The following is a 21851-nucleotide window of genomic DNA, read 5'->3' as shown; positions in this document are numbered from 1 at the left end:
ATGAGCACCATCCGTTGCGACATCGTCAGCGCCGAGCAGGAAATCTTCCGTGGTGAAGCGACTCTGGTCGTGGCTACGGGTGAGCTCGGCGAACTGGGCATCGCGCCCAAGCACGCACCGCTGATCACCCGCCTGAAGCCGGGCAAGGTGGTGGTGACCACGCCGAACGGCGAGCAGCTGGATTTCGCCATTTCCGGCGGCATCCTGGAAGTGCAGCCGCAGGTGGTCACCGTGCTGGCCGACACCGCGATCCGCGCGCAGGACATCGACGAAGCCTCGGTCCGCAAGGCCAAGGAAGAAGCCGAGCGCATCCTGGCCAACCGCGGTGAAGCCATGGAAGTGGCCGAGGCCCAGCAGAAGCTGGCCGAAGCCGTGGTGCAGCTGCAGGCGCTGGAGCGCCTGCGCAAGACCCTCAAGCACTGAGGTTCGCGCCACCCTGCAGAAACGCCGGCCATGTGCCGGCGTTTTTGTTTGTGCCGTCAGCGTTGGTAGAGTCGACCGTTGGTCGACTGCTCTTCCGGATGGCCCGCGAAAACCCCGCGCTGCGCGCGATGGTCGACCAACGGTCGACTCTACCGGGCAGGTTTTCCTGCGGCCCCGACGGGTAGAGTCAGCCGTCAGCGGTAGACCACGTAGCGCATCAGCAGGAACGACACCGCGGCCAGCGCTGCTTCCACCAGTGGCTTCGCCAGCCAGGCGTACTGCAGGCCCAGCGCATGGTGGGCGGCGGATACCAGCAGCGTGCTGGCAACCGTCAGCAGCAGCCACACCGGCAGGAAGCGGGCGAAGCGCCGCCAGCCCAGGCGCTGCCGGCCCTGCGCATCGGCGAAGGTGATCCGCCCGTTCAACCAGAAGCCCAGCAGCATGCCGGCCACGCGCCCGGCGATGTTGCCCGGCACCACCGGCGTGCCCGCCGCGGTAAGGGCGACAAACACCAGCCAGTCCAGCAGCAGCTGCAACAGGCCGATGATGATGTAGGCGGTTCCCTGGCGGAGAAGGCTCATGGTGGCAATAGAGGCGGGCAGGCCGCCATGTTAACGGCCGACGCTCTAGAATCAGCGGCAACGAACCACGGACCGCTGCCCATGACCCAAGCCCTGCACGTCATCATCCTCGCCGCCGGCGCTGGCAAGCGCATGAAATCCGTGTTGCCCAAGGTGCTGCAGCCGATCGCCGGCCAGCCGATGCTGGCCCACGTGATCGCCGCGGCGCGGGAACTGCAGCCGTCCGCCATCCATGTCGTGTACGGGCACGGCGGAGAAGCCGTCCGCCAGCGCTTCGCCGACCAGACCGACCTGCTGTGGGCCGAACAGGCGCAGCAGCTGGGCACCGGCCATGCCGTGGCCCAGGCCATGCCGGAGGTGCCCGATGCCGCGCAGGTGCTGGTGCTGTACGGCGACGTGCCGCTGATCCGTGCGGACACGCTGCGCCACCTGCTGGCCCAGCCAGGCCGCCTGGCGGTGCTGGTGGCCGAGGTTGACGACCCGACCGGGTACGGCCGCGTGCTGCGCGACGCCGAAGGCCGGGTCGGTTCGATCGTCGAACAGAAGGATGCGAACGACGACCAGCTGCGCGTGCGCACCATCAATACCGGCATCATCGCCGCCGAATCGACCGCGCTGCGCCGCTGGCTTTCGCAGCTGTCCAACAGCAACGCGCAGGGCGAGTACTACCTGACCGATGTGTTCGCCTTCGCCGCACACGAGTACACCCCGGCGGAGATGGCGCTGGTGTCCGATGCGCAGGAAGCCGAAGGCGCGAATGATCCGTGGCAGCTCTCGCAGCTGGAACGTGCCTGGCAGCGCCGCGCGGTGCGTGCCCTGTGCACCCAGGGTGCGCGCGTGCTCGATCCGGCGCGCCTGGATATCCGCGGCGAGGTCACGGTCGGCAGCGACGTGCTGATCGATGTCGATGTGATCCTCGAAGGCAAGGTGGAGCTGGCCGATGGCGTGACCGTCGGCCCGTTCACCCGCCTGAAAGACGTGCGCCTGGGGCCGGGCACCGAAGTGCGCGCGCACTGCGACCTGGAAGGCGTGGTGACCGAGGGTGCCGCGCAGATCGGCCCGTTCGCGCGCCTGCGCCCGGGCACCGTGCTGGCCGACGGCGTGCACGTGGGCAACTTCGTGGAAACCAAGAAGGTCACCCTGGGCGTGGGCAGCAAGGCCAACCACCTGACCTACCTGGGCGATGCAGTGATCGGCAGCAAGGTCAACATCGGCGCCGGCACCATCACCTGCAACTACGACGGGGTGAACAAGTCGACCACGACCATCGGCGACCAGGCCTTCATCGGCTCCAACAGCGCGCTGGTGGCACCGGTGACGATCGGGCAGGGCGCGACCATCGCGGCCGGTTCGGTCATCACCCGCAATGCGCCGGATGGCAAGTTGACCCTGGCCCGCGCACGACAGGAAACCATCGATGGCTGGAAGCGGCCGGTGAAGAAGTCCTGAGGCACCGCCGCTATCCACGCATGGCGTGGATCTACTGGTAATGCCATCCACGCATGGCGTGGATCTACTGGGGAATGTCCGCCAAGGTAGCGCCGGGCCATGCCCGGCGGCGGTAGATCCACGCCATGCGTGGATGCGGCCAACCGATCAACTGACCGGCAGCAGGATCGACACGCACAACCCGCCGTCACCGCGGTTCTGCAGCGATACACGGCCGCCGTGCGCTTCAACGATCTCGCGGGTCAGCGCCAAACCCAGGCCGGTGCCGTTGCGCTTGGTTGAATAGAACGGCATCAGCGCGTTCTGCAGCACCTGTTCGTTCATGCCCTTGCCGCGGTCCAGCACGTCCAGGCGCAGCCACTGCGGCAGCCGCGTCAGCTGCACCTGCACATCGTCGTTGGGCGGGTCGGCTTCGGCGCAGGCTTCGTGTGCGTTCTTCAGCAGGTTCAACAGCGCCTGGCCGAACTGGGCGATGTCGATGCGGCTGCTCAGTGTCTCGTCCGGCTCGCGGTCCATGCCGAAGGGAATCTGCTGGCGCAGGCTGGACAGGAACGGTGCCCAGTGCACGGTCTGAAGCTGCGGCTGCGGCAGCTTGGCAAAACGCGCATAGCCGCGTATGAAGCCTTCCAGGTGGCGCGCGCGATCCTCGATGGTGCTGAAGATTTCCGGCAGGCGGTCGAAGCGTTCGCGCTTGACCAGCTCGCCACCGGAATGGGCCAGCGAGGCAATCGGTGCCAGCGAGTTGTTCAGTTCATGGCTGATCACCCGGATCACCTTCTTCCAGGTCTGCACTTCCTGGCGGCGCAGTTCGGCGGTCAACTGGCGCACCAGCAGCAGATCGTGCGGGCGACCATTCAGATGGAACGCGCGCCGCGACAGGTGGTAGACCTGTTCGTCATCCTCGTCGGGCTCGACGCCGTCCTCCACTTCCGCACGCACCGCGAACAGGCTGTCGCCGCCCCGCGCGATGGCATCGCGCAGTTCCACCGGCAGCTGTTCCAGTACCTCTTCCATGCGCTGGCCTTCCAGCTTCCAGCCACCGTGCAGCAGCTTGCGCGCAGCCAGGTTGGAAAACACCACGCGGGAAATGCCGTCGCCACCGGCGGCGATCAGCAGCATCGCCACCGGCGTGTTCTGCACCATGGTGTCCAGCAGCAGTTCGCGCTGCACCAGGCCCTGGCGCTGCTCGCGCAGCACGTCGCCCAGCTCGCGGTGTGCCTGCACCAGGTCGCCCAGCTCATCGTTGCCCGGCCAGTACACACCGAAGTTGAACTCGCCATCGCGGTAGCTGCTGGTGGTGCCGGCCAGGGCACGCATCAGCGATCGCACCGGTGCCGTGGCACGGCGCAGCGACCACCACATCAGCGACAGCAGCACGACCGAGGAGATCGCTGTCACCCACCAGCCGTGGTTCATCCAGTAGGCCAGCAGCCACGGCAGCGCGGCCGCCAGCGCCAGCACCGGCAGCAGGCGCAGGAACAGGCGGAAGGTGAAGGAGCGCCGTTTCATTCGCGCGGGATGCCGTGGCGGTCCATGCGGCGGTACAGCGCCTGGCGGCTCAAGCCCAGCTCGGCCGCCGCCTGGGCGATGACGCCGTGGTTGCGCGCCAGTACGTCCTCGATGCGCGCACGGTCGGGATCGTTGCCGGTGCTGGGCGCTGGTCGTGGTGCGGCCGGGGCACGCGGCAGGTTGAGGTCGGCCACCTCGATGCGGTTGCCGCTGGCCAGCAGCTCGGCGCGCTGGATCACGTTGCGCAGCTCGCGCACGTTGCCCGGCCACGGGTGCCGCTGCAGTGCGGCGGCCGCAGCGGTCGACAGCGGCTTGCCGGCCGTAAGGAAACGCTCGGCCAGCGGCACGATGTCGCCCGCACGCTCGGCCAGCGGCGGCAGCGCCAGTTCCACCGTGTTGAGGCGGTAATAGAGGTCTTCGCGGAAGCTGCCATCGCGGATCATCGCCGGCAGATCGGCATTGGTGGCACTGACCACCCGCACCTTGACCTGGCGCTCGCGGTTGGAGCCCAGGCGCTCGAAGCGGCCGGTTTCCAGTACGCGCAGCAGCTTCATCTGCCCGCCCAGCGACAGGTTGCCGATCTCATCCAGGAACAGCGTGCCGCCATCGGCGGCTTCGAACTTGCCCTCACGCGCCTTGTTGGCACCGGTGTAGGCACCGGCCTCGGCGCCGAACAGTTCGGCCTCGATCAGTTCGGAGGGCAGGGCACCGCAGTTGACCGCGACGAACGGCCCCTTGGCCACCAGCGAGTTGGCCTGGATGATCTGTGCGATCTTTTCCTTGCCGGCGCCGTTGGGGCCGGTGATCAGCACCGGCAGCTCCGAGCGGGCGACCTGGCAGGCCAGGGCGATGACGCGCTCGCTGGCGGGATCGGCGAACACCGCGCCGCACAGTTCGTACTTCTCTTCAAGAGCGTTGCGCTGGCGTTCCTCACGTGCACGCCGCTGGTCCAGCTCGCGGCGGGCTTCGGACAGTTCCAGCAGGTTGTTGACCGTGGTCAGCAGCTTGCGGTCATCCCAGGGCTTGGCCAGGTAATCGGCGGCGCCGGCCTTGACCAGGTCCACCGCGCTGCTCAGGTGGGTCCATGCGGTCAGCAGGATGACCGGCAGGTCGGGGTGGCGCGCGCGGATCTGCGCGAACAGGGCCTCGCCTTCCTCGCCGGAGGTGGTGTCCTCGGTGAAATTCATGTCCTGGATGACCAGGTCGACCGCGTGGCTCTCCAGCATCGCCAGGCCATCGGCCGGGCTCTGCGCCTGCAGCGTGTCGATGTCATGCAGGGAAAACAGCACGTCCAGCGCGGTGCCGACGCTGGCGTTGTCATCGATGATCAGGATCGCAGGCATGGTTCGAATATAGGTAGCGCCGGGCCATGCCCGGCGGATTCAGGAGCAGCGTGGTTGGCAGAGCCGCCGGGCATGGCCCGGCGCTACCGTGACCTCGCCAATATAGCCAAACCGGTGGCCCCGCAGGGGCCGGAGAAGGTCAGCGCGGCGGCGGTGGCGGCGCCGGTGGGGGCGGTGCCGGCGGTGGTACCAGCACGGCCTTCCAGGTGGCCACCGCAACCGGCACGCTGAACGTGCGGCTGTCGCGGCGCAGCAGCAGGTAGGCCTGCGTCCTGCCTGCGGCGTCGGCCTTGCGCAGGGCGGTGGCCAGCTGGTCGATCTGCCGCACCGGGGCGTCGTCCACGCGCAGGATGCGGTCGCCCCGGCGCACGCCGAAGCGCGCCTCGGGGCTGGCTGCATCGACCTGCACCTGGCCTTCGGTGGAGCGCAGCGCCAGCCGCGCGCCATCCTGCTGCCAGTTCATCGTCTGCACCGTGCTGCTGCCGGCAAGCACCGGCAGCGGCAGCGCCACGGTCATCGCAACTGCCAGGGCCAGGGCGCGCATCTCACGCGCCCCGGGTGGCAACGGCCGGCGGCACGGCAGCGGCGCGGCGGGCCGGGCCGAACACTGCCACCTGGCCCAGCACCCACAGCAGCACCGCACCCAGCGGCAGGTACAGCAGCGGCATGCGCGGCAGCTCGTACATGTTCATCAGCGCCAGGTTGATCGCGTATGCAGCCAGCATGCCCAGCACGATGCCCAGCGTGGCCAGCAGGAAGTTCTCGGTCTGGAAGTAGCGCAGGATCTGCCCGCGGGTGGCACCCAGCGCACGGCGGATGCCGATCTGCTTGCTGCGCTGCTGCACCCAGAAGCTGGCCAGGCCGATGATGCCCAGCGCGGTGACCACCAGCAGCGCGATGCACACCGTCACCAGCAGGCCCACCATGGCGCGGTCGTTCTTGAAGTAGTCCTTGCGCTGATCCTCGTAGGTCTTCTTGTCGCGCATCAGGCGGTTGGCATCGTTGCGCTCCAGCGCGGCGACGGCCGCCTTGAGCACTTCATCGCGGCGCTCCGGTGCGGTGCGCAGCATGTAGGTGCCGCCCTCGTCGAAACCGCGGCGCAGCGGCATCAGCATCGACTCGTTCCAGTTGTCGGCCCAGCCGGTGGGCGTGGTGAGGGTGTCGACGATGCCGATGACGTGCAGCGGCTGCTTGCCCATGTAGTAGGTCTTGCCCAGCGCGCTGCCGTCCGGTTCCATCTTCGCTGCGGTGGCCTGGCTGAAGATCACCGGGATGGCCGTGTCCTTGGAACCGGCCTTGGAGACGGTGGCGTAGTCCATGTACTCGTCGGGCAGGAAGTCACGCCCGGCGATCACGTTGATGCCCATCGTGCGGATGCCATCCTCGGACATCGTGTACATCGATGCCTCGGTGGTCGGCCGTTCCTGGTCCTGCTGGCGCTGGATGCTGCTGCTGGACGAGCCGCCGCGGAACGGCACCTGGTTGATGATGGTGGCACTGGTGACGCCGGGAATGGCGCGCAGCGACGCCAGGTCCTCGCGGGTGCGGGCCATGCCGTTGCTCTGCTTGCCGATGCCGCTGACGCGGACCATCACCAGCTCGTTCTCGGCGATGCCGCTGGGCATGCTGATCTTTTCCACGCGCTGGCTGACCAGGAACAGCGCGTTGCAGACGATGGCGCAGGTCAGGGCGACTTCCAGCACGATCAGGGCGGCGGCGGTCTTGTGCCGGCGCAGGGTGCTGAGGATGGGGCGGATGTCCATGGGAGTCCTCGTTCCGGTACTTACTGCGACTTGAGCTGGATGGCCGGGGTGACCTGCATCGCGCGCCAGGCGGGCAGGAAACCAGCGGCAACGCTGGCAAACAGGGTCAGGCCGATGGCCAGCAGCAGCATGCTGCCGTCCAGGTGGGCCAGCTTGGCGTAGTCCACCGGCTGCTGGCGCACGGCGAACAGACCGAGCAGGGCCACGCCGATGCCCAGCACGCCACCGACCACGCCCACCGCACCGGCTTCCACCAGGCACTGCAGGAAGATCTGGCCGCGGCTGGCACCCAGTGCGCGGCGCACGCCGATCTCGCCACTGCGGCGCAGGAACTTGGCCAGCAGCAGGCCCACGGTGTTGACCAGGCACACGCCCAGGAAGCCCAGCGCCAGCCACAGCTGCAGGCGCACATCGCTGGGCACCGCACCGTTGAAGTCCAGCCACTGCATCACGTTGCGCAGGCGCACGTTCGGCGGGCGCTCGAAGCGGCCGGCCTCACGCTGCTGGCTGGAATAGTTTTCCAGGTAGCGGCGGTAGTCATCGGCCTTGCCCGGGTCCATCTCGGCCCAGTACTGCAGCCAGGTGCAGGGCGCGTTCAAGGTGTAGCTGTCGCCGTCGGGGTTCTCGCCGAAGCAGTTCATGTTGCCGCTGCTGCCCAGCTTCAGGTCCATCGACGTGGACATCGGCAGCAGCAGATCCTCGTCCTTGCCGTAGCTGCCGGTGGTGAGGTCGAAGAACTGCGGCTCGGGGTTCCATTCCTTCATCACGCCCACGATGCGGAAGCTCTGGCCATCCATGCGGATGTCCTTGCCCACGCTGTTGCCGCCCTGGTACAGCTTGTCGTTCAGCGCCTTGGAGATGACCACCACGCGCGCACGGCCGTCGTCATCCTGGCGGGTCCAGGCACGGCCGTACTGCATCGGCACGTTGAACATCGGGAAGAAATCGGCCGAGGTCCAGCGGGTGTCGATCGAGAACGGCTGCAGGGTGCTGCCCTCCGGTTCGATGGTGCCGCCGCCGCCGCTCATCAGCGCCTGGCGTTCGGCCTTGGCTTCGCGCAGCAGGGCCTCGCCATCGAAGCGGGTCATCTGCGTATTGGGTTCCTCGCCGGGCACGTAGCCGCCGCGGGGGCCCGGGTCCAGCTGCACGTAGAACAGGCGGTCGCTCTTGTCCGGGATCGGATCGCCGGAGAGCACGTGGAAGACGGTCAGGGTGGTCATCGAGGCACCGATGCCCAGCGCGATGGCGACCACCATCAGCGCGGTCAGGACCTTGTTGCGGCGGAAGCTGCGCGCCGCCAGACGGGCGTAGTAGGCGAACATGGTCGGGCCCTCACTCGTTGACGGCGACGATGCGGCGCGGCGTGGCCAGCACCGGCTCACGCACCAGGTCGGTCACCTGGCCATCGACGATGTGCACGTTGCGCTGCGCGCGCGCGGCCAGTTCCGGGTCATGGGTGACCATGACGATGGTGGTGCCGGCCGCGTTGATCTCTTCCAGCAGCTCCATCACGCCACGCGCCATCTGCGTGTCCAGGTTGCCGGTCGGTTCGTCGGCAAGCAGCAGGCGCGGGCTGCCGGCCAGGGCGCGGGCGATGGCGGCGCGCTGCTGCTGGCCGCCGGACAGTTCGTTGGGGTAGTGCTTCATGCGCGAGCCCAGGCCCACCTGGTTCAGCGCCTTCTCGATGCGCTCGCGGCGCTCGCCGGCGCCCATCCTGCGGTAGCGCAGCGGCACGTCCACGTTGTCGAACAGGTTCAGGTCGGGGATCAGGTTGAAGCCCTGGAAGATGAAACCGATCTTCTGGTTGCGCATGCGGCTGCGCGCATCATCGCCCAGCGTGCTCACGTCCTCGCCGTCCAGCAGGTAGGTGCCGCTGGTGAAGGTTTCCAGTAGGCCGGCAATGTTGAGGAAGGTGGTCTTGCCGGAGCCGGACGGACCGGTGACGGCGACGAACTCGCCTTCCTTGACCTGCAGTTCCAGCGAGCGCAGTGCGTGGGTTTCCACCTGTTCGGTACGGAAGACCTTGGCGACCGAACGCATTTCGAGCATGTACATGGGGTGTCCTCTCTCCAGGATGTGTCAGTTGACGGAGACGCGTTCGGCGTCCTTGAACAGGTCGCTGCCCGAGACCACGATGCGGTCACCCGGCTGCACACCCGACTTGATTTCCACTTCGCCCAGGCTGCTGACGCCCAGTTCCACCGGCCGGCGCACGGCAGTGCGGCCGTCCATCACGTAGGCCACGCCGTTGCCCTGTTCGACGAACGGGCCACGCTCGACCTTCATCACGTTGCGGCGGGTATCGAGCAGCACGCGCACCGACATGCGCTGGCTCTGGCGCAGGCCTTCCGGCTGCGCAGCGGCAAAGCGCACGCGGGCATTGACCTCGCCGTTGACCACTTCCGGCGAGACCGCGCTGATCTCGCCCGGGAACGGCTTGCCGTTGCCGCCGGTCAGCTGTGCGGGCATGCCGATCGCCAGGTCACGGGCGAAGCTCTCCGGCACCTTGATCTCCACTTCGAACTTGGACAGGTCGACCACGCCCAGCACCGGCGCGTTGGCCGCCAGGTTGGTGGCCTGGGTGGCCTGCACCTGGCCGACCTGGCCATCGAACGGCGCGCGCAGGGTCAGCGCATCCACCTGGCGCTGCACTTCGGTTACCACCGCCTTCTGGCGGTCGGCCAGCAGGCGCTTGTTGCGTGCGTCCAGGTCGGCGCCCTGGCTCTGCAGGCGCGCATCGGTGGTCGCGTTGGCCAGGGTGATGTCGGCCTTCTTCAGCGAATCCTGGGCCTTGGCCAGGTCGATCTGCGGCACCGCGCCGCCGTCGTAGCCGCGCTGGTAGCGCTGCAGGTCACGGTCGGCGGCCTGCCGTTCGATGCTGGCCTGGTCGGTTTCCTTGCGCGACTTGGCGCGGGCCAGGGTAGCGTCCAGCGCCGCGCGGCTGGCTTCGGCTTCCAGGCCGGCCAGAGTGGCCTGTTCCTGGGCCAGCTTGCTGCGCAGTTCCGGGCTGTCGATGATCGCCAGCTCCTGGCCCTTCTTGACCACGTCACCGGCCACCACCTTCAGGTCCACCGTACCTGCGGAGATGGCGTACAGAGTGGGGCTGTTGGCGGCGATGACGCGGCCGTCGGCGGCGATGTCGCGCACCAGGTCGCCACGCTGCACTTCGGCGATGCGCACCCGGCTGCTGTCGAAGGAGCGGCTGGCGTTGGACCAGGCATGCACGGCCCAGCCGATGGCGGCCAGCAGGGCAATGGCGCCCAGGGCCGGCCAGCGGTAGCGCTGCCAGGCCGCACGGGGGGCGCTGGCGGAGGGGGCGGAAACGATCTGGTCCTGGGCAGAGGTGTCGCGGATCATCGGGAGCATGCCTTTCGGTGGTGCCAAAGACCAAGCACGCTCCGTGCCAACTTTTTTTCACGCCTTTTCAATGGTTTGCGACTGGGTTCTCCGTGTCCGGGTGTCCGCGGACACTGTTGCGGACACTTTCATTAAGCGGACAGGAGGGACGGCACGGGCACCCACGCTAGAATGCGGCGACCGTCTTCAAGGAAAAGCGCGACATGTGTGGAATCGTGGGTGCGATCGCTGATCGCGATGTGGTGCCGGTGCTGATCGAAGGACTGAAGCGGCTGGAGTATCGCGGCTACGATTCCTCCGGCATCGCGGTGATCGACCGTGCAGAGCGCCCGGACGTGCGCCGCGTGCGCCGTACCGGCCGTGTCTCGGAAATGGCCACCGCCGCCGAAGCCGAAGGCTTCCATTCCCAGCTGGGCATCGGCCATACCCGCTGGGCCACCCATGGCGGGGTGACCGAGGCCAACGCGCACCCGCACATCAGTGCCGGCGTGGCGCTGGTGCACAACGGCATCATCGAAAACCATGAAGAACAGCGCGAGAAGCTGCGCGCGCTGGGCTACACCTTCGAGTCGCAGACCGACACCGAAGTGATCGCCCACCTCATGCACCACCACCTGAAGGGCGGCGACAGCCTGCTGGGCGCGCTGCAGCGCACGGTGAAGGAACTGACTGGCGCCTACGCGCTGGCCGTGGTCAGCCGTGCCGAGCCGGACCATTTCGTCTGCGCACGCATGGGCTGCCCGCTGCTGGTGGGCCTGGGTGAAGGCGAGAACTTCGTCGCCTCCGATGTCTCGGCGGTGATCTCGGCCACCCGCAAGGTCATCTTCCTGGAAGAGGGCGACACTGCCGACGTCCGCCGCGACGGCGTGCAGGTGTTCGACGAGCACGACCAGCCGGTCGAGCGTGACGTGCACCTGTCCGACGTCTCGCTGGCCTCGCTGGAACTGGGCCCGTACCGCCACTTCATGCAGAAGGAAATCCACGAGCAGCCGCGCGCGCTGGGCGACACCATCGAAGCGGCCATCGACGCCGGTGGTTTCCCGGCCGAGCTGTTCGGCAAGAATGCCGAGGCCGTGCTGGCCGGTATCGAAGGCGTGCAGATCCTGGCCTGCGGCACCAGCTACTACTCCGGCCTGACCGCGCGCTACTGGATCGAATCCATCGCCGGCTTGCCGTGCAGCGTGGAAATCGCCAGCGAGTACCGCTACCGCGCGGCGTACGCCAACCCCAAGCACCTGATCGTGACCATTTCCCAGTCCGGCGAAACGCTGGATACGATGGAAGCGCTGAAGTACGCCAAGTCGCTGGGCCACACGCACACGCTGTCGATCTGCAACGTGCCGGAAAGCGCGATCCCGCGTGCCAGCGAACTGGTCTGCTACACCCGTGCCGGCGCCGAGATCGGCGTGGCCTCGACCAAGGCCTTTACCACCCAGCTGGCCGCGCTGTTCCAGCTGACCGTGGTGCTGGGCAAGCTGCACGGCCGCGTCGATGCCGCGCAGGAAGCCGATTACCTGGAGCAGCTGCGCTTCCTGCCGGGCAGCGTGCAGCACGCGCTGAACATGGAACCGCAGATTGCCGCCTGGGCCGAACGCTTCGCGCGCAAGAGCAGCGCGCTGTTCCTGGGCCGTGGCCTGCATTACCCGATCGCGCTGGAAGGCGCGCTCAAGCTCAAGGAAATCTCGTACATCCACGCCGAGGCCTACCCGGCCGGTGAACTGAAGCACGGCCCGCTGGCGCTGGTGGACGAGGACATGCCGGTGGTGGTGATCGCGCCCAACGACAGCCTGCTGGAAAAGGTGAAATCGAACATGCAGGAAGTGCGCGCCCGCGGCGGCGAGCTGTTCGTGTTTGCCGACCAGGACAGCAATTTCAGCGAGTCCGAAGGCGTGCATGTCATCCGCACCCCACGCCACGCCGGCGTGCTCAGCCCGATCGTGCACACCATTCCGGTGCAGCTGCTGGCCTACCACACCGCGCTGGCGCGCGGCACCGATGTGGACAAGCCGCGTAACCTGGCCAAGAGCGTTACGGTGGAATAAGGGCAGGGCCCAGGTTCTCCGGCCCGGCAGCTGGGCCATGGTGGATGAAGAAGGGCGGGGCGCGCAGGCGTTCCCGCCTTTTTTTTGTTTCCTGCACGTGGCAGTTGACAGGGTAGAACGATCGTTCTACCTTGGCGTCGTGGACACCATCACCAACGACACCAAGCAGAAGATCCTGGCGACCGCCGAGGCCCTGATCTACCAGAACGGCATCCATGCCACCGGCATGGATCTTCTGGTAAAGACCTCCGGCGTGGCGCGCAAGAGCATCTACCGCCATTTCGAAAACAAGGACCAGGTCGCCGCCGAGGCGCTGAGCGCGCGCGATGTGCGCTGGTTGGACTGGTTCAGGCACGAGTGCGAGAAGGCCGACAGCGCCGAAGCGCGCATCCTGCGCATGTTCACGGTGCTCAAGGGCTGGTTTGAATCCGAGGATTACCGCGGCTGCGCGTTCATCAACACAGCAGGCGAGGTCGGCAACCCCGACGATCCGATCCGCCGGATTGCCAGGCATCACAAACAGAAGTTGCTCGATTACACGCTGGAGCTCACCGGGCAATTGGGTATCGAGCAGCCAGCCGCCCTGGCGCGGCAGTTGCTGGTTCTCATGGAAGGTGCCATCACCGTATCGCGCGTCATGGGCGACTACGGCGCTGCAGACAATGCCAGGGACGTGGCGCACGTGTTGTTGAAACAGTCCAGGCGCTAGCGCCCGGGCAACGCCCATCCGCTGAAGTAACCCGTGTATCCATCCCCATTGGAGGGCCCACCGTGTCCGCTGAACCGTCCCGTCCGCCGCTTCCTCCGTTCACTCTTGAATCGGCCACCCAGAAAGTCCGTCTGGCCGAAGACGGCTGGAATTCCCGCGATGCCGACAACGTCTCGCTCGCCTATTCGCTCGACACCCAGTGGCGCAACCGTGCCGAATTCACCAGCGGCCGCGAAGAAGCCCGCCAGTTTCTTGCGCGCAAGTGGAAGAAGGAGCTTGAGTACCGCCTGATCAAGGAGCTGTGGGCCTTCACCGAAAACCGCATTGCCGTGCGCTACGCCTATGAATGGCATGACGACTCGGGCAACTGGTTCCGTTCCTATGGCAACGAGAACTGGGAATTTGGTGCAGATGGCCTGATGGAGCGCCGGTTCTCGTGCATCAACGACATGCCAATCAAGGAGAGCGAGCGCAGGTTCCATTGGCCGCTGGGGCGTCGCCCGGATGATCACCCCGGGCTGTCCGATCTGGGCATGTAAGGGTGGCTGGCCATTGAAAGTCCAAGCCCCGGCGCAGCGCACGGTAACCGCACACCACGCCGGGGCATCACGGCTTACCAGCCGATACCCACGCCCACGCCCATGCTGCGCTCACCACTGTTGGTGAAGGCACCATTGAGGCTGAAGGTGGCCGAACCCTTCTCGTTCAGCACGCGCTGGTAGCCCACCGCCATGGCCGATTCGCCTTCGGCATAGCCCACGCCCGCACCCAGGCGGTTGTACGTGGCCAGGCCGGCGGTGTTCATCGCCATCGCGGTCTGCGCGCTGCTCATCGCCGCCATGCGGTTGAAGCGCTTGTCCATCTTGTTCAGGCGCGCATCCACTTCGCGGGCGATGCCATCGCTGTAGTCGTTGGCACGGGCCAGCATCTTCTCCAGTTCGGCGGTGTCGACCTGCGGCTTCGGCGATTCCGGCGCCTCTGCCTTGGGCTGCGGCGAGGACTTCGGCGCGTTGCCGGTGCTGGCGGCGACCTTGTCGTCGTTGCTGGCGGGCGGAGCCGGTTCTTCAGCCACGGGCGGGGTGGCAGGCGTGCCCGACTCATTGGAAGCCAGCGCCATCATCCGGGACTGCGGCTGGCCGTCGATGCGCTGCTCCAGGCCATCCATGCGGCCGTTGAGCTGCTGCTGCATGGAATGCAGCTGGCCACCGTTGACCGCATCGCGGCTGCCGGCCGCAATCAGGCCGTTGCCCACGTTGGAGAGGATCATGCCGTTGGCACCGGCCAAGGTGATCTGGTTGAGGCCATCGGCGCGGGCGGTGGGGGTGTCCTGGAAGACGGAGCGGAGCTGGCCTTCGACGCGGTCCATGCGGGAGGAAGCGCGCACCACCGCGCCATCGAGGACGGTGAGCGCATCGCCCACGGTGTGCTGACGGGTGTTCTGCACGGTGTAGGTGGGAGCGGTCACGTTGCCAGCAGGGTCGAGCTTCGCGCCGCCGCCAAGGGTGGCGAGGGTGTCGTTCAACTGACCGACGGTGGTGGCGTTGTGGTCGGCGGTACCGCGGGCGAGGTTAGTCAGACGGCGCTGCAGTGCGCCATCGCCAAATGATGCTGTACGGCTCTCTGTTGCGACAGATCCTTCACCAATAGCGACGGCATTCAGCGCAGTCTTTCTCACCGCACTACCGGCACCAAGCGCTAGCCCGCCACGCTCCTCGACCACAGCCCGAACACCAAGTGCAAAGCCATCGGTGGCACTGTCGTGAACCCAAGAAGCGCGGCCCAGTGCAACAGAGTTCTCACCCAGTGCACGCGAATAGCTTCCAAGCGCTACGGCTCCATCCTTGGTGGGCGCAGCCACTGCAGAGTCGCCCATGGCAATTCCAAGACGTCCCGCCTGCGCCTTTTCATCATCGATGGGTGTACCCACAGCAACATGCCTTGATGCAGCGTCAACGCGCGCCGCAATATCAGCAATCAACGTCTCCGCGCCAGCCACGCTCGCGTTGGTTGCCGCCAGCTGCCCGCCCGTCACAGCTTCGGTGCTACCAGCAAAAAGCGCGCCTTCCGCAACGCCAGTGATCTTCCGCTTGCCATCACTCTTGTTACGAACATCCAGCACGGAACCGGAATTGTTTCCACCCAGGCGAACACTGCCCGACGGTCCATCCTCTCGCACCAGCCCCTCCAGCACCGTTACCTTGGCCACTGCATTGTCCGCAGCGGTTGCCGCGCCCTGCGCCAGGGTTTCGGCACCACGGGCCATCTCGTCGACGGCGAACAGCTGCGCGCCCGTTACCGCCTCAGCACTGGTAGCTGACAGCGCGCCCCGAGCCACATTTACGATCCTGCGTAGCGTCCCGGCGCTGCTGTTCCCCACCGAAACCTGATCGACCCCGTCCGTCACCGAGCCGTCTCCCAGCGCCACCGATCCACTGTGTGCAGCATTGGCAGATGCGCCGATCGCCAGGGAGTTGATGCCGTCCGCCCGTGCGCGGTAGCCGATACTGACCGCGCCAGTTCCCCCAGCTCTGGCCGAATGGCCCACTGCCGTGCTCGCCGCCCCAATAGTTGCGCTATTGCTTCCCAACGCTGTGCTATGCCTTGCAAATGCATCAGCGCGGTTCCCCACTGCCACAGACTCAGGCTGCTTGGCCTCGGAGCGACTGCCCAAGGCGACCGAATCCTGGCCTGCAATGGCATTTCCGCCTACAGCCGTCCCCGAATTGACGTTCGCACTTGCCCCTTGGCCAAGTGCCAACGAGACGCCATCAAGCCGGGACGTCGCTGCCTGCGCTGTCTTCAACGCCTCCGTCGCAGCTGTTTTGCCTTGGCTGGCGAGTTCGTGGGTCATGTTCAGCTGGCGGCCATTGACCGCCTCACGGCTGGTCCCGCTGACCTGCCCATCCGCAACGCCTCCGATACGGCGGTCGTTGCCACCGTTGTTGCGAATGTCAATCAGCGATCCGCTGTTGCTCCTGCCGATTCGAATCTCTCCCGAGCTGGACGCGTGGTCGATAAGGCCCCGTAGGGTGACGGTAGTGCTCAAAGCACTGTCAGCCTTCACCAGCGCACTATCGGCAGTTCTCTGGGAACTTTCAGCACTGGTGTAGGCAAGATCGGCGCGTCGCTGTGCGGCCGTTACCTTTTCTCCGGTCTCGAACAGTTGATGCCCTGTCACGGCGTCGTTGCTCCCACTTGAGATTCTGCCCTTCTCGACATTCACAATGCGGCGCTTGATGTCACTGCTGCCAACCGACACCGTTCGGTACTCCGTTGCAACGGAGCTGGTGCCGAGGGCTACGCTGTCCCAGCTGCTCGACCTGGCGTTGTAGCCCAACGCCAAGGAATTGTCCTGGGCACGTGAGCCCGCACCTATGGCGACGGCGCCCTTGGTGGCGTTCGTTCCAGCCATGGCGTTGTATCCGATTGCAATGGCTTCATCGGCGTCGCTGTAGGTAATGCTTGCACTACGACCCAGCGCGATGCTGTTGCGACCTCTTGCATATGCATTGGCGCCGAAGGCCGTAGCCCCATGGGACATGGCACTGGCACCGAAGCCCATAGCGGTGCCGTAGCCACGCGCCTCAGTTGACGCGCCGAACGCCGAATTGTGATCCCCACTCGTACTTGCGTTGCCATACAACGTATCACCAGTGGCAAGAATGCCAGCGACGAAGGGCGGAGCGAAGAACGCCACACTGAGCGGATCGTCGTGAATCCCCGTCGGCTCATCGCGATTCACGCAGATGACATCACTTCCGGTGCAGTCGGGTTCGCTGGCGGCGTGGCTTATCGCCGCAAATGGAATCAGCACAAGCCCCGCGACGCAGGCGGCGCTTCTTGAACTGCGCGCAGGCTTTCCACGCGGCGAACTCAGTTCACTGGCCACCACCCAGCAGCGCCGGGTGGCATTCCAGATACGTCGATAGATGCGGTTCATTGAAGCTCCTTAGCAACACGGGGAAAAGTTGGCCTGCGCACCTGCGCAGGACAGAGATGGAATCGGATCAGCCTGCCGACGCGGAGACGGTCTGCACGTGCTCGCGGTAGCCGTCGCGGGTGAGGCGATAGCGCAGCTGCAGCGTGTTGCCGGGCTTCGGCTGGAACGGAAGTTCCAGTGCGGCATCCGGGTACAGGCTGTGGGTGATGTCGTGGGCGGTGCAGGCACCCGCGCGGGTGCACTCGGCCACGCTGGTAATGCCGACGCGCAGGCTGCCGGTGTTATGCAGCGTGCTGCCCTGCAGCTGCAGCGCCACCTCGCCATCGGTGGGCAGCACGTTCACCAGTGCGCCCCAGACCAGGCTGACGCCTACGTTGGCTTGGGATCCGGTTTCGCCTTCCACTGCGGTTTCTTCCGGCCCACGCACGCCCTCGAAGTACACGCGGTAGGCGGTTTCCTTCTGCACGGGCTGCAGCGGAATCACGCGGATCAGGCGGTTGCCGCCGCCCGCCAATGCGAACTTGCCGGGCGTCACGGCGATGGCGGCCTCGTGCGGCTCAACTGCGCTTTCCTGCTCGTCGGCGCTGGCAGGGTTGTCGATGCGACGCAGCGTGGCCTGCACGTACTGCGCCTGGGTGGACTGCGAGTACACACGGATCTGCGTGCTGCGCTTGCCCTCCACAGACGAGCGCATCGGGTGGACGGTGAGATTGGCGTGGGCTGGCGCTGCAAGCAGCAGCGCCACCGGCAACAGCAGGTAGATGAATTTGTTCACGAGTATCTCCTTAGGAATCAGGGCCGGACGGTGGGCACGCGCAGTTCGACCTTCAGCTCACCGGTGTAGACGCCTTCGCGCTTGCTGCTGGCTGTAAAGGCCGGTGTTTCAAGGGTGATCGGTGTCGGTACGCAATAAACGGGCTGGTCGAGCTTGGGTAGCTTCACCAGCCGCAGCGCGGTCTTGTCGACGCCCAGCAATTGCTCTTCCACGCCGTTGCGCATGCGGCGCATGCTGCCGGCATAGTTCAACCAGACGTTGAAGCTCACGCGCTCGCGTTCGTCGCCGGTCGCATCGCGGTGCCAAAGCGAGTAGTCGTCGCCAGTACTGGGGTTTGAGCCTGTGTCCCGCACCGTGACACCGAGGTACTCGCTCTGCGAACCCAGGCCGTCGTACAGGCACATGTCCACGTCCTTGCTTCCGCCGATCTGTCCTTTGATCGGGTCGTAGCGCAGGTCCATGTTGACGTTGGCGTTGCCGCTCTCGAACGCGGGAAGGTAGATCGAGACAGCGTCGTAGTCGGTGATCGTGAAGTCGAAGTTGAAGATGTAGGTGGCGAGGTGCTCGGATGGTGGGCGACGCAGGCGGAGTTCGAGAGTGCCTTTCCAGTGCCCGGCGGTGAATTTGCACAGCGAAGTGCTATCGAGCGCAATAGCACTTCCCGTCCCAACAATAGGCGTACCAAGACAGGTTTTTCCGTCAGACGAGTGGGCTGTCTGGACGTTGGAATGCCAGTAATCCGCATTGCACGACGCTGCGGGATCGATACGATTGATGGCTACAGAAATGGAAACATCAGTGCGATAGCCGCTGCGTTGCTCCAAGAACACCAAGGGCACATCACTGGGAATGCCGTAGGTGGCCGAGTGTGTATCCTCCACAGGGCACCGCCCCTTTGCCGAGTCACTCGCGGACGGGCACGTAAAGTACAACGCGCCATACTGCTTCGACGGGTCAAGGTGATCGTGGGCGATCAGCGTCCTTCGCGGCCACACCTCGATGTCCGCCGGAATCGCCGAACGATCCCAGCTCATCACCACGTCCTGGGTAATCACCCCGCTCGGCGGGTCCATCTGCGGCGGCCTCTGCGCCCACGCCTTCGGCACCACCACGGCCAGCGCACACACCAGCATCCACACAAACAACATACGCCGGCTCATGGCGTCTCTCCTGCAGCAGCGGTCTGGGGCACAACGGCAATCAATGCCTGTTCCTGCAGCAGGCGGGTCACGCGGGCCTGCTGGCGTATTTCCGGCGGCAACAACGCCACGGCAAGCGGTTCGCACTGCACCGCGCCCACCAGCAGCACCACGCTGCGGCGTTCGCGTATCTGCAGCGGGCACTGCAGCAGGCGGTCGTCCTGCAGCAGATAAAGCGTTTTTTCAAAGCGCGGGAACTCGGCCACGAAGCCGCCATTGGCACTGGTGCCAGGTACCGGCGCGTTGAGGATGCGGGCGCCACCCAGCGGCAGCCCGGCCACATCGCGCGCACTGCCGATGAAGGTGTAGGTCACCTCGATCGGCACCGGCATGCGCACCAGCCGGCCTGGCGACAGGAACAGCGGGCGCATGCCCGAAGCACCGGTCACCCGCACCGAGGCGATGCCCTCCAGCGCGCTGGCGTCCTGCAGTTCCGCACGGTGGCTCTGGTAGGCCTGCAGCGGCATCAGCCGGCGCTCGCCAAGCTTCAGCCGCTGGCGGCGTGCGCCGCCCACCTGCAGCTCGGCGGCCAGGCCGCTCAGGTCCAGGTCGTCGGTGTCATCCACCTGCACGGCCAGGCCGGCATCGGCGGTGGCACCGCCGCCCCAATAGAAACCGCGACGGCTCAGCGCAAAGCTGGAGGCGTGGTTGGCGCTATAGGAATACGTGTTGCTGCCCGGCTGCCGGTAGCCGGCCAGCGTGGCGCCGGTCTGGCCCCACGGGTTCTGCAGCTGCGCACCCAGCGTGGCGCTGTAGCCGTCGTTGTTGGTAGCACGCAGTTCGCCGGTCACTTCGCGGTAGTTGGCGTCCACGTCCTGGCGCAGGCTCTGGGCCACGCTGTAGGTCACGTCGGGGCGCTGGTGTTCGGGCTGGCGCGCATCCACGGCGTAGCGGCGCTGCGAGTTGCCGCGCTCGCCCTGCTGCAGCCGGCTCAGGCTGAGGCTGAGGAATACGCCGCGGTCGCGCGTTGCCGCTGCACCCACAGCGGCGTCGTTGCGCTGCTGCCACACGCCCGTGCGGGTGGAGACGGTGAACTCGCCCCAGCGATGGGTACGGCTGAAGCTGGCCTGCCAGGTGCGGCTGCGCTGGGCCTCGCGCTGCGGGCGCAGCGGGTCGGGCGGCAACCACGGCAACAGCCCGTCCAGCGGGTCATCGCCAAAGCCGGGCAGGTCGCGCGCGGGCCGCCAGGTCTGCCGGCGGGTATAGCCCACATAGGCACTGCCGCCGGCCACCGGCAGCGACATCGACGCGCTGAGCGAATCGCTGCAGCCCAGCCGGTCGCGCGCATCGTCCTGGAAGCGGCAGGCGTTGCCGCGCATGCGTTGCTGGTAGACGTTCCATGCCGCCGTGCGGCGGTAGGACAGCTGATGCTGCTGGCCACTGCTGCCATCGCTGCCGCGCAGTACGCTGAAGGCGCCACGCACATCCTGGGTGGAGAACTGGCGCCGTACATCCAGCCGCACTTCGCCATAGGTGAAGCCGGCAATGTCGGCCATGCCCGCGGTGACGGCCATATCGCGCACCAGCGGCACGCGTACGCCGGCATGCAGGGCCTGGTCGCCGTCAAACGTGTTCCTGCGGCGCTCATCGCGCTGGCCCAGCTGCACGAACCACTGCATGCGGCTGTCGGTCCAGTCGCCGCCCTTGTCGAACGGCGCGTCCTCGCTGCGCACCAGGATGCCGTCCTCGTAGATACGCAGGGTGACGTTGTAGCTGCCCATCGGAAAGTTGCGGGTGTCGAGCTGGTTCACGCCCGCCTGCAGGTAGAAGGTCTGCAACAGGCGCTCGCCGTCGAAGGCATCCACGCGCGCATCGCGCGCCAGCAGCACGGTCAGTGCTGACGCCTGCACGGCACCGTCGGCATCCACGTAGGCGTAAGTGGTGCCGAAGCGCACGCCGCGGAAGCGGTCCAGCGGCAGCATGCCGAAGGCGAAGGTGCCGCCCTGGGTGCTGGACAGGTTGCGGCGGTCCATCAGGCCGGCCTGCACGTAGTGCTCCTGGCCGAGGTCGTACCGGTAGTAGGCGCTGTCCAGCTGGAAATCATCGCTGCTGCCGCCGTGGCGGTACTGTTGGCGGTTGTAGTTCCACTCGCCCGCCAGGTGGCCACGCTCGAACACGCCCAGCGTGCCTGCGCCCTGTGCGCTCAGTGATTGGTAGTCGCGGCCACCGCTCATGTTGAACGTCTGCCGGTGCAGCCACGCGTTCTCGGCGTTGGGGGTGACACTGTGGAAGCGATGCGGCTCGCGCACTTCACCGGGAATCCATTGGCGGGCCACGAACAGGCGCACCGAGCCTTCGCCCTCGTCGTAGAGCGCGCTGACGGCAGTGGGCTCCTCGGGCGGTGCCATGTAGCCACAGCCGGCCGCAGCGCCACCGTAGCGGCAGGCCAGATGGCTGTTGCGTGGCATCGGCTGTGACAGTGCGGGCAGCAGCGCCGCCTGCGCTTCGGCAGACAGCCCCAGCTCCTCGGCGACACGCTGTGGCTCCAGCAGCTGCACGTCGTCCAGCGTGACCCGCACCGGCGACAGCCCGGCCGACTGGCCAAACAGGCTGACGTCCAGCTGCTCGGTCTGGCCTTCAACCAGATCTTCGAAACCGGCGGGGACGGTGCGCGCATCGCATAGCGCGGGGGCCAGCGCCAGGGCGAGCGCCATCGCCAGCCGGGTGACGGCGGGGGCGGGAATGTTCATGCAGTGGCAATCGAATTGGGGCGGGGGGGCGCGGCCGGGGGGGGGGGGGGGGGGGGGGGGGGGGGGGGGGG

The 21851-nt window shown here is 66.6% G+C and carries 17 protein-coding genes; 5 read left to right on the top strand and 12 right to left on the bottom strand.

Translation table 11 applies throughout. From position 1 onward, the window contains the following. Complete coding sequence (locus IAE41_RS11030; protein WP_005411127.1) at positions 1-423, top strand: F0F1 ATP synthase subunit epsilon; 423 nt, start codon at positions 1-3, stop codon at positions 421-423. 194 nt (positions 424-617) lie between these two features. On the opposite strand, the gene IAE41_RS11025 is transcribed toward IAE41_RS11030, so the two are convergent. Further along, positions 618-1004 (bottom strand): GtrA family protein, encoded by a 387-nt coding sequence (locus IAE41_RS11025; RefSeq protein ID WP_200733150.1) that lies wholly within the window; start codon positions 1002-1004, stop codon positions 618-620. Between the two features lie 81 nt (positions 1005-1085). Here IAE41_RS11025 and glmU point away from each other — a divergent pair, with 81 nt between their 5' ends. Continuing rightward, entirely contained in the window at positions 1086-2453 is a 1368-nt protein-coding gene (glmU, locus tag IAE41_RS11020; RefSeq protein ID WP_200733149.1) for a bifunctional UDP-N-acetylglucosamine diphosphorylase/glucosamine-1-phosphate N-acetyltransferase GlmU, read from the top strand. 147 nt (positions 2454-2600) lie between these two features. Here glmU and IAE41_RS11015 read toward each other — a convergent pair whose 3' ends face one another. The 7 genes from IAE41_RS11015 to IAE41_RS10985 form a co-directional block, all read right to left on the bottom strand. After that, a complete protein-coding gene (locus IAE41_RS11015) occupies positions 2601-3962 on the bottom strand; it encodes a HAMP domain-containing sensor histidine kinase (protein ID WP_200733148.1) in 1362 nt (453 codons plus the stop codon). Continuing rightward, positions 3959-5305 (bottom strand): sigma-54 dependent transcriptional regulator, encoded by a 1347-nt coding sequence (locus IAE41_RS11010; RefSeq protein ID WP_079223546.1) that lies wholly within the window; start codon positions 5303-5305, stop codon positions 3959-3961. Before IAE41_RS11010 ends, IAE41_RS11015 begins: the two co-directional genes overlap by 4 nt. Positions 5306-5444: 139 nt before the next feature. Then, positions 5445-5849: a PDZ domain-containing protein gene (locus IAE41_RS11005; RefSeq protein ID WP_200733147.1), complete on the bottom strand. Its 405-nt coding sequence runs from the start codon at positions 5847-5849 to the stop codon at positions 5445-5447. A gap of 1 nt (position 5850) precedes the next feature. Continuing rightward, positions 5851-7068: an FtsX-like permease family protein gene (locus IAE41_RS11000; RefSeq protein WP_200733146.1), complete on the bottom strand. Its 1218-nt coding sequence runs from the start codon at positions 7066-7068 to the stop codon at positions 5851-5853. A gap of 20 nt (positions 7069-7088) precedes the next feature. Next, complete coding sequence (locus IAE41_RS10995) at positions 7089-8390, bottom strand: ABC transporter permease (RefSeq protein ID WP_108747426.1); 1302 nt, start codon at positions 8388-8390, stop codon at positions 7089-7091. Positions 8391-8400: 10 nt separating this feature from the next. Beyond that, positions 8401-9123 carry an ABC transporter ATP-binding protein gene (locus IAE41_RS10990; RefSeq protein WP_079223539.1) on the bottom strand — a complete coding sequence of 241 codons (723 nt, stop codon included), beginning with the start codon at positions 9121-9123 and terminating at the stop codon, positions 8401-8403. Positions 9124-9147: 24 nt separating this feature from the next. Further along, the gene (locus IAE41_RS10985; RefSeq protein WP_200733145.1) at positions 9148-10425 is read right to left on the bottom strand and encodes an efflux RND transporter periplasmic adaptor subunit; all 1278 of its coding nucleotides are present in this window, start codon (positions 10423-10425) and stop codon (positions 9148-9150) included. A gap of 203 nt (positions 10426-10628) precedes the next feature. Here IAE41_RS10985 and glmS point away from each other — a divergent pair, with 203 nt between their 5' ends. From glmS to IAE41_RS10970, 3 genes are all read left to right on the top strand, one after another. Then, positions 10629-12467, top strand: a complete 1839-nt coding sequence (glmS, locus tag IAE41_RS10980) for a glutamine--fructose-6-phosphate transaminase (isomerizing) (protein ID WP_200733144.1) — start codon at positions 10629-10631, stop codon at positions 12465-12467. Positions 12468-12606: 139 nt separating this feature from the next. Further along, on the top strand, positions 12607-13176 hold the full coding sequence (locus IAE41_RS10975) for a TetR family transcriptional regulator (RefSeq protein ID WP_325166998.1): 570 nt from the start codon (positions 12607-12609) through the stop codon (positions 13174-13176). 62 nt (positions 13177-13238) lie between these two features. Next, positions 13239-13715 carry a nuclear transport factor 2 family protein gene (locus tag IAE41_RS10970; protein ID WP_200733142.1) on the top strand — a complete coding sequence of 159 codons (477 nt, stop codon included), beginning with the start codon at positions 13239-13241 and terminating at the stop codon, positions 13713-13715. A gap of 74 nt (positions 13716-13789) precedes the next feature. Here IAE41_RS10970 and IAE41_RS10965 read toward each other — a convergent pair whose 3' ends face one another. The 4 genes from IAE41_RS10965 to IAE41_RS10950 all read right to left on the bottom strand — a co-directional run bounded on the left by IAE41_RS10965 (position 13790) and on the right by IAE41_RS10950 (position 21780). Next, a complete protein-coding gene (locus IAE41_RS10965) occupies positions 13790-17116 on the bottom strand; it encodes an ESPR-type extended signal peptide-containing protein (RefSeq protein WP_200733141.1) in 3327 nt (1108 codons plus the stop codon). A gap of 67 nt (positions 17117-17183) precedes the next feature. Continuing rightward, the gene (locus IAE41_RS10960; protein ID WP_200733140.1) at positions 17184-17891 is read right to left on the bottom strand and encodes a pilus assembly protein; all 708 of its coding nucleotides are present in this window, start codon (positions 17889-17891) and stop codon (positions 17184-17186) included. Positions 17892-17908: 17 nt separating this feature from the next. Continuing rightward, on the bottom strand, positions 17909-19051 hold the full coding sequence (locus IAE41_RS10955; protein ID WP_234458432.1) for a CfaE/CblD family pilus tip adhesin: 1143 nt from the start codon (positions 19049-19051) through the stop codon (positions 17909-17911). Beyond that, on the bottom strand, positions 19048-21780 hold the full coding sequence (locus tag IAE41_RS10950) for a TcfC E-set like domain-containing protein (protein ID WP_200733139.1): 2733 nt from the start codon (positions 21778-21780) through the stop codon (positions 19048-19050). The genes IAE41_RS10955 and IAE41_RS10950 overlap by 4 nt, the downstream gene beginning before the upstream one ends. Between the last annotated feature and the right edge of the window lie 71 nt (positions 21781-21851).

The sequence above is a fragment of the Stenotrophomonas sp. S39 genome, assembly GCF_016624665.1.
In the GTDB taxonomy this organism is placed as follows: Bacteria; Pseudomonadota; Gammaproteobacteria; order Xanthomonadales; family Xanthomonadaceae; genus Stenotrophomonas.
This window is presented reverse-complemented; position numbering and strand designations above follow the sequence as displayed.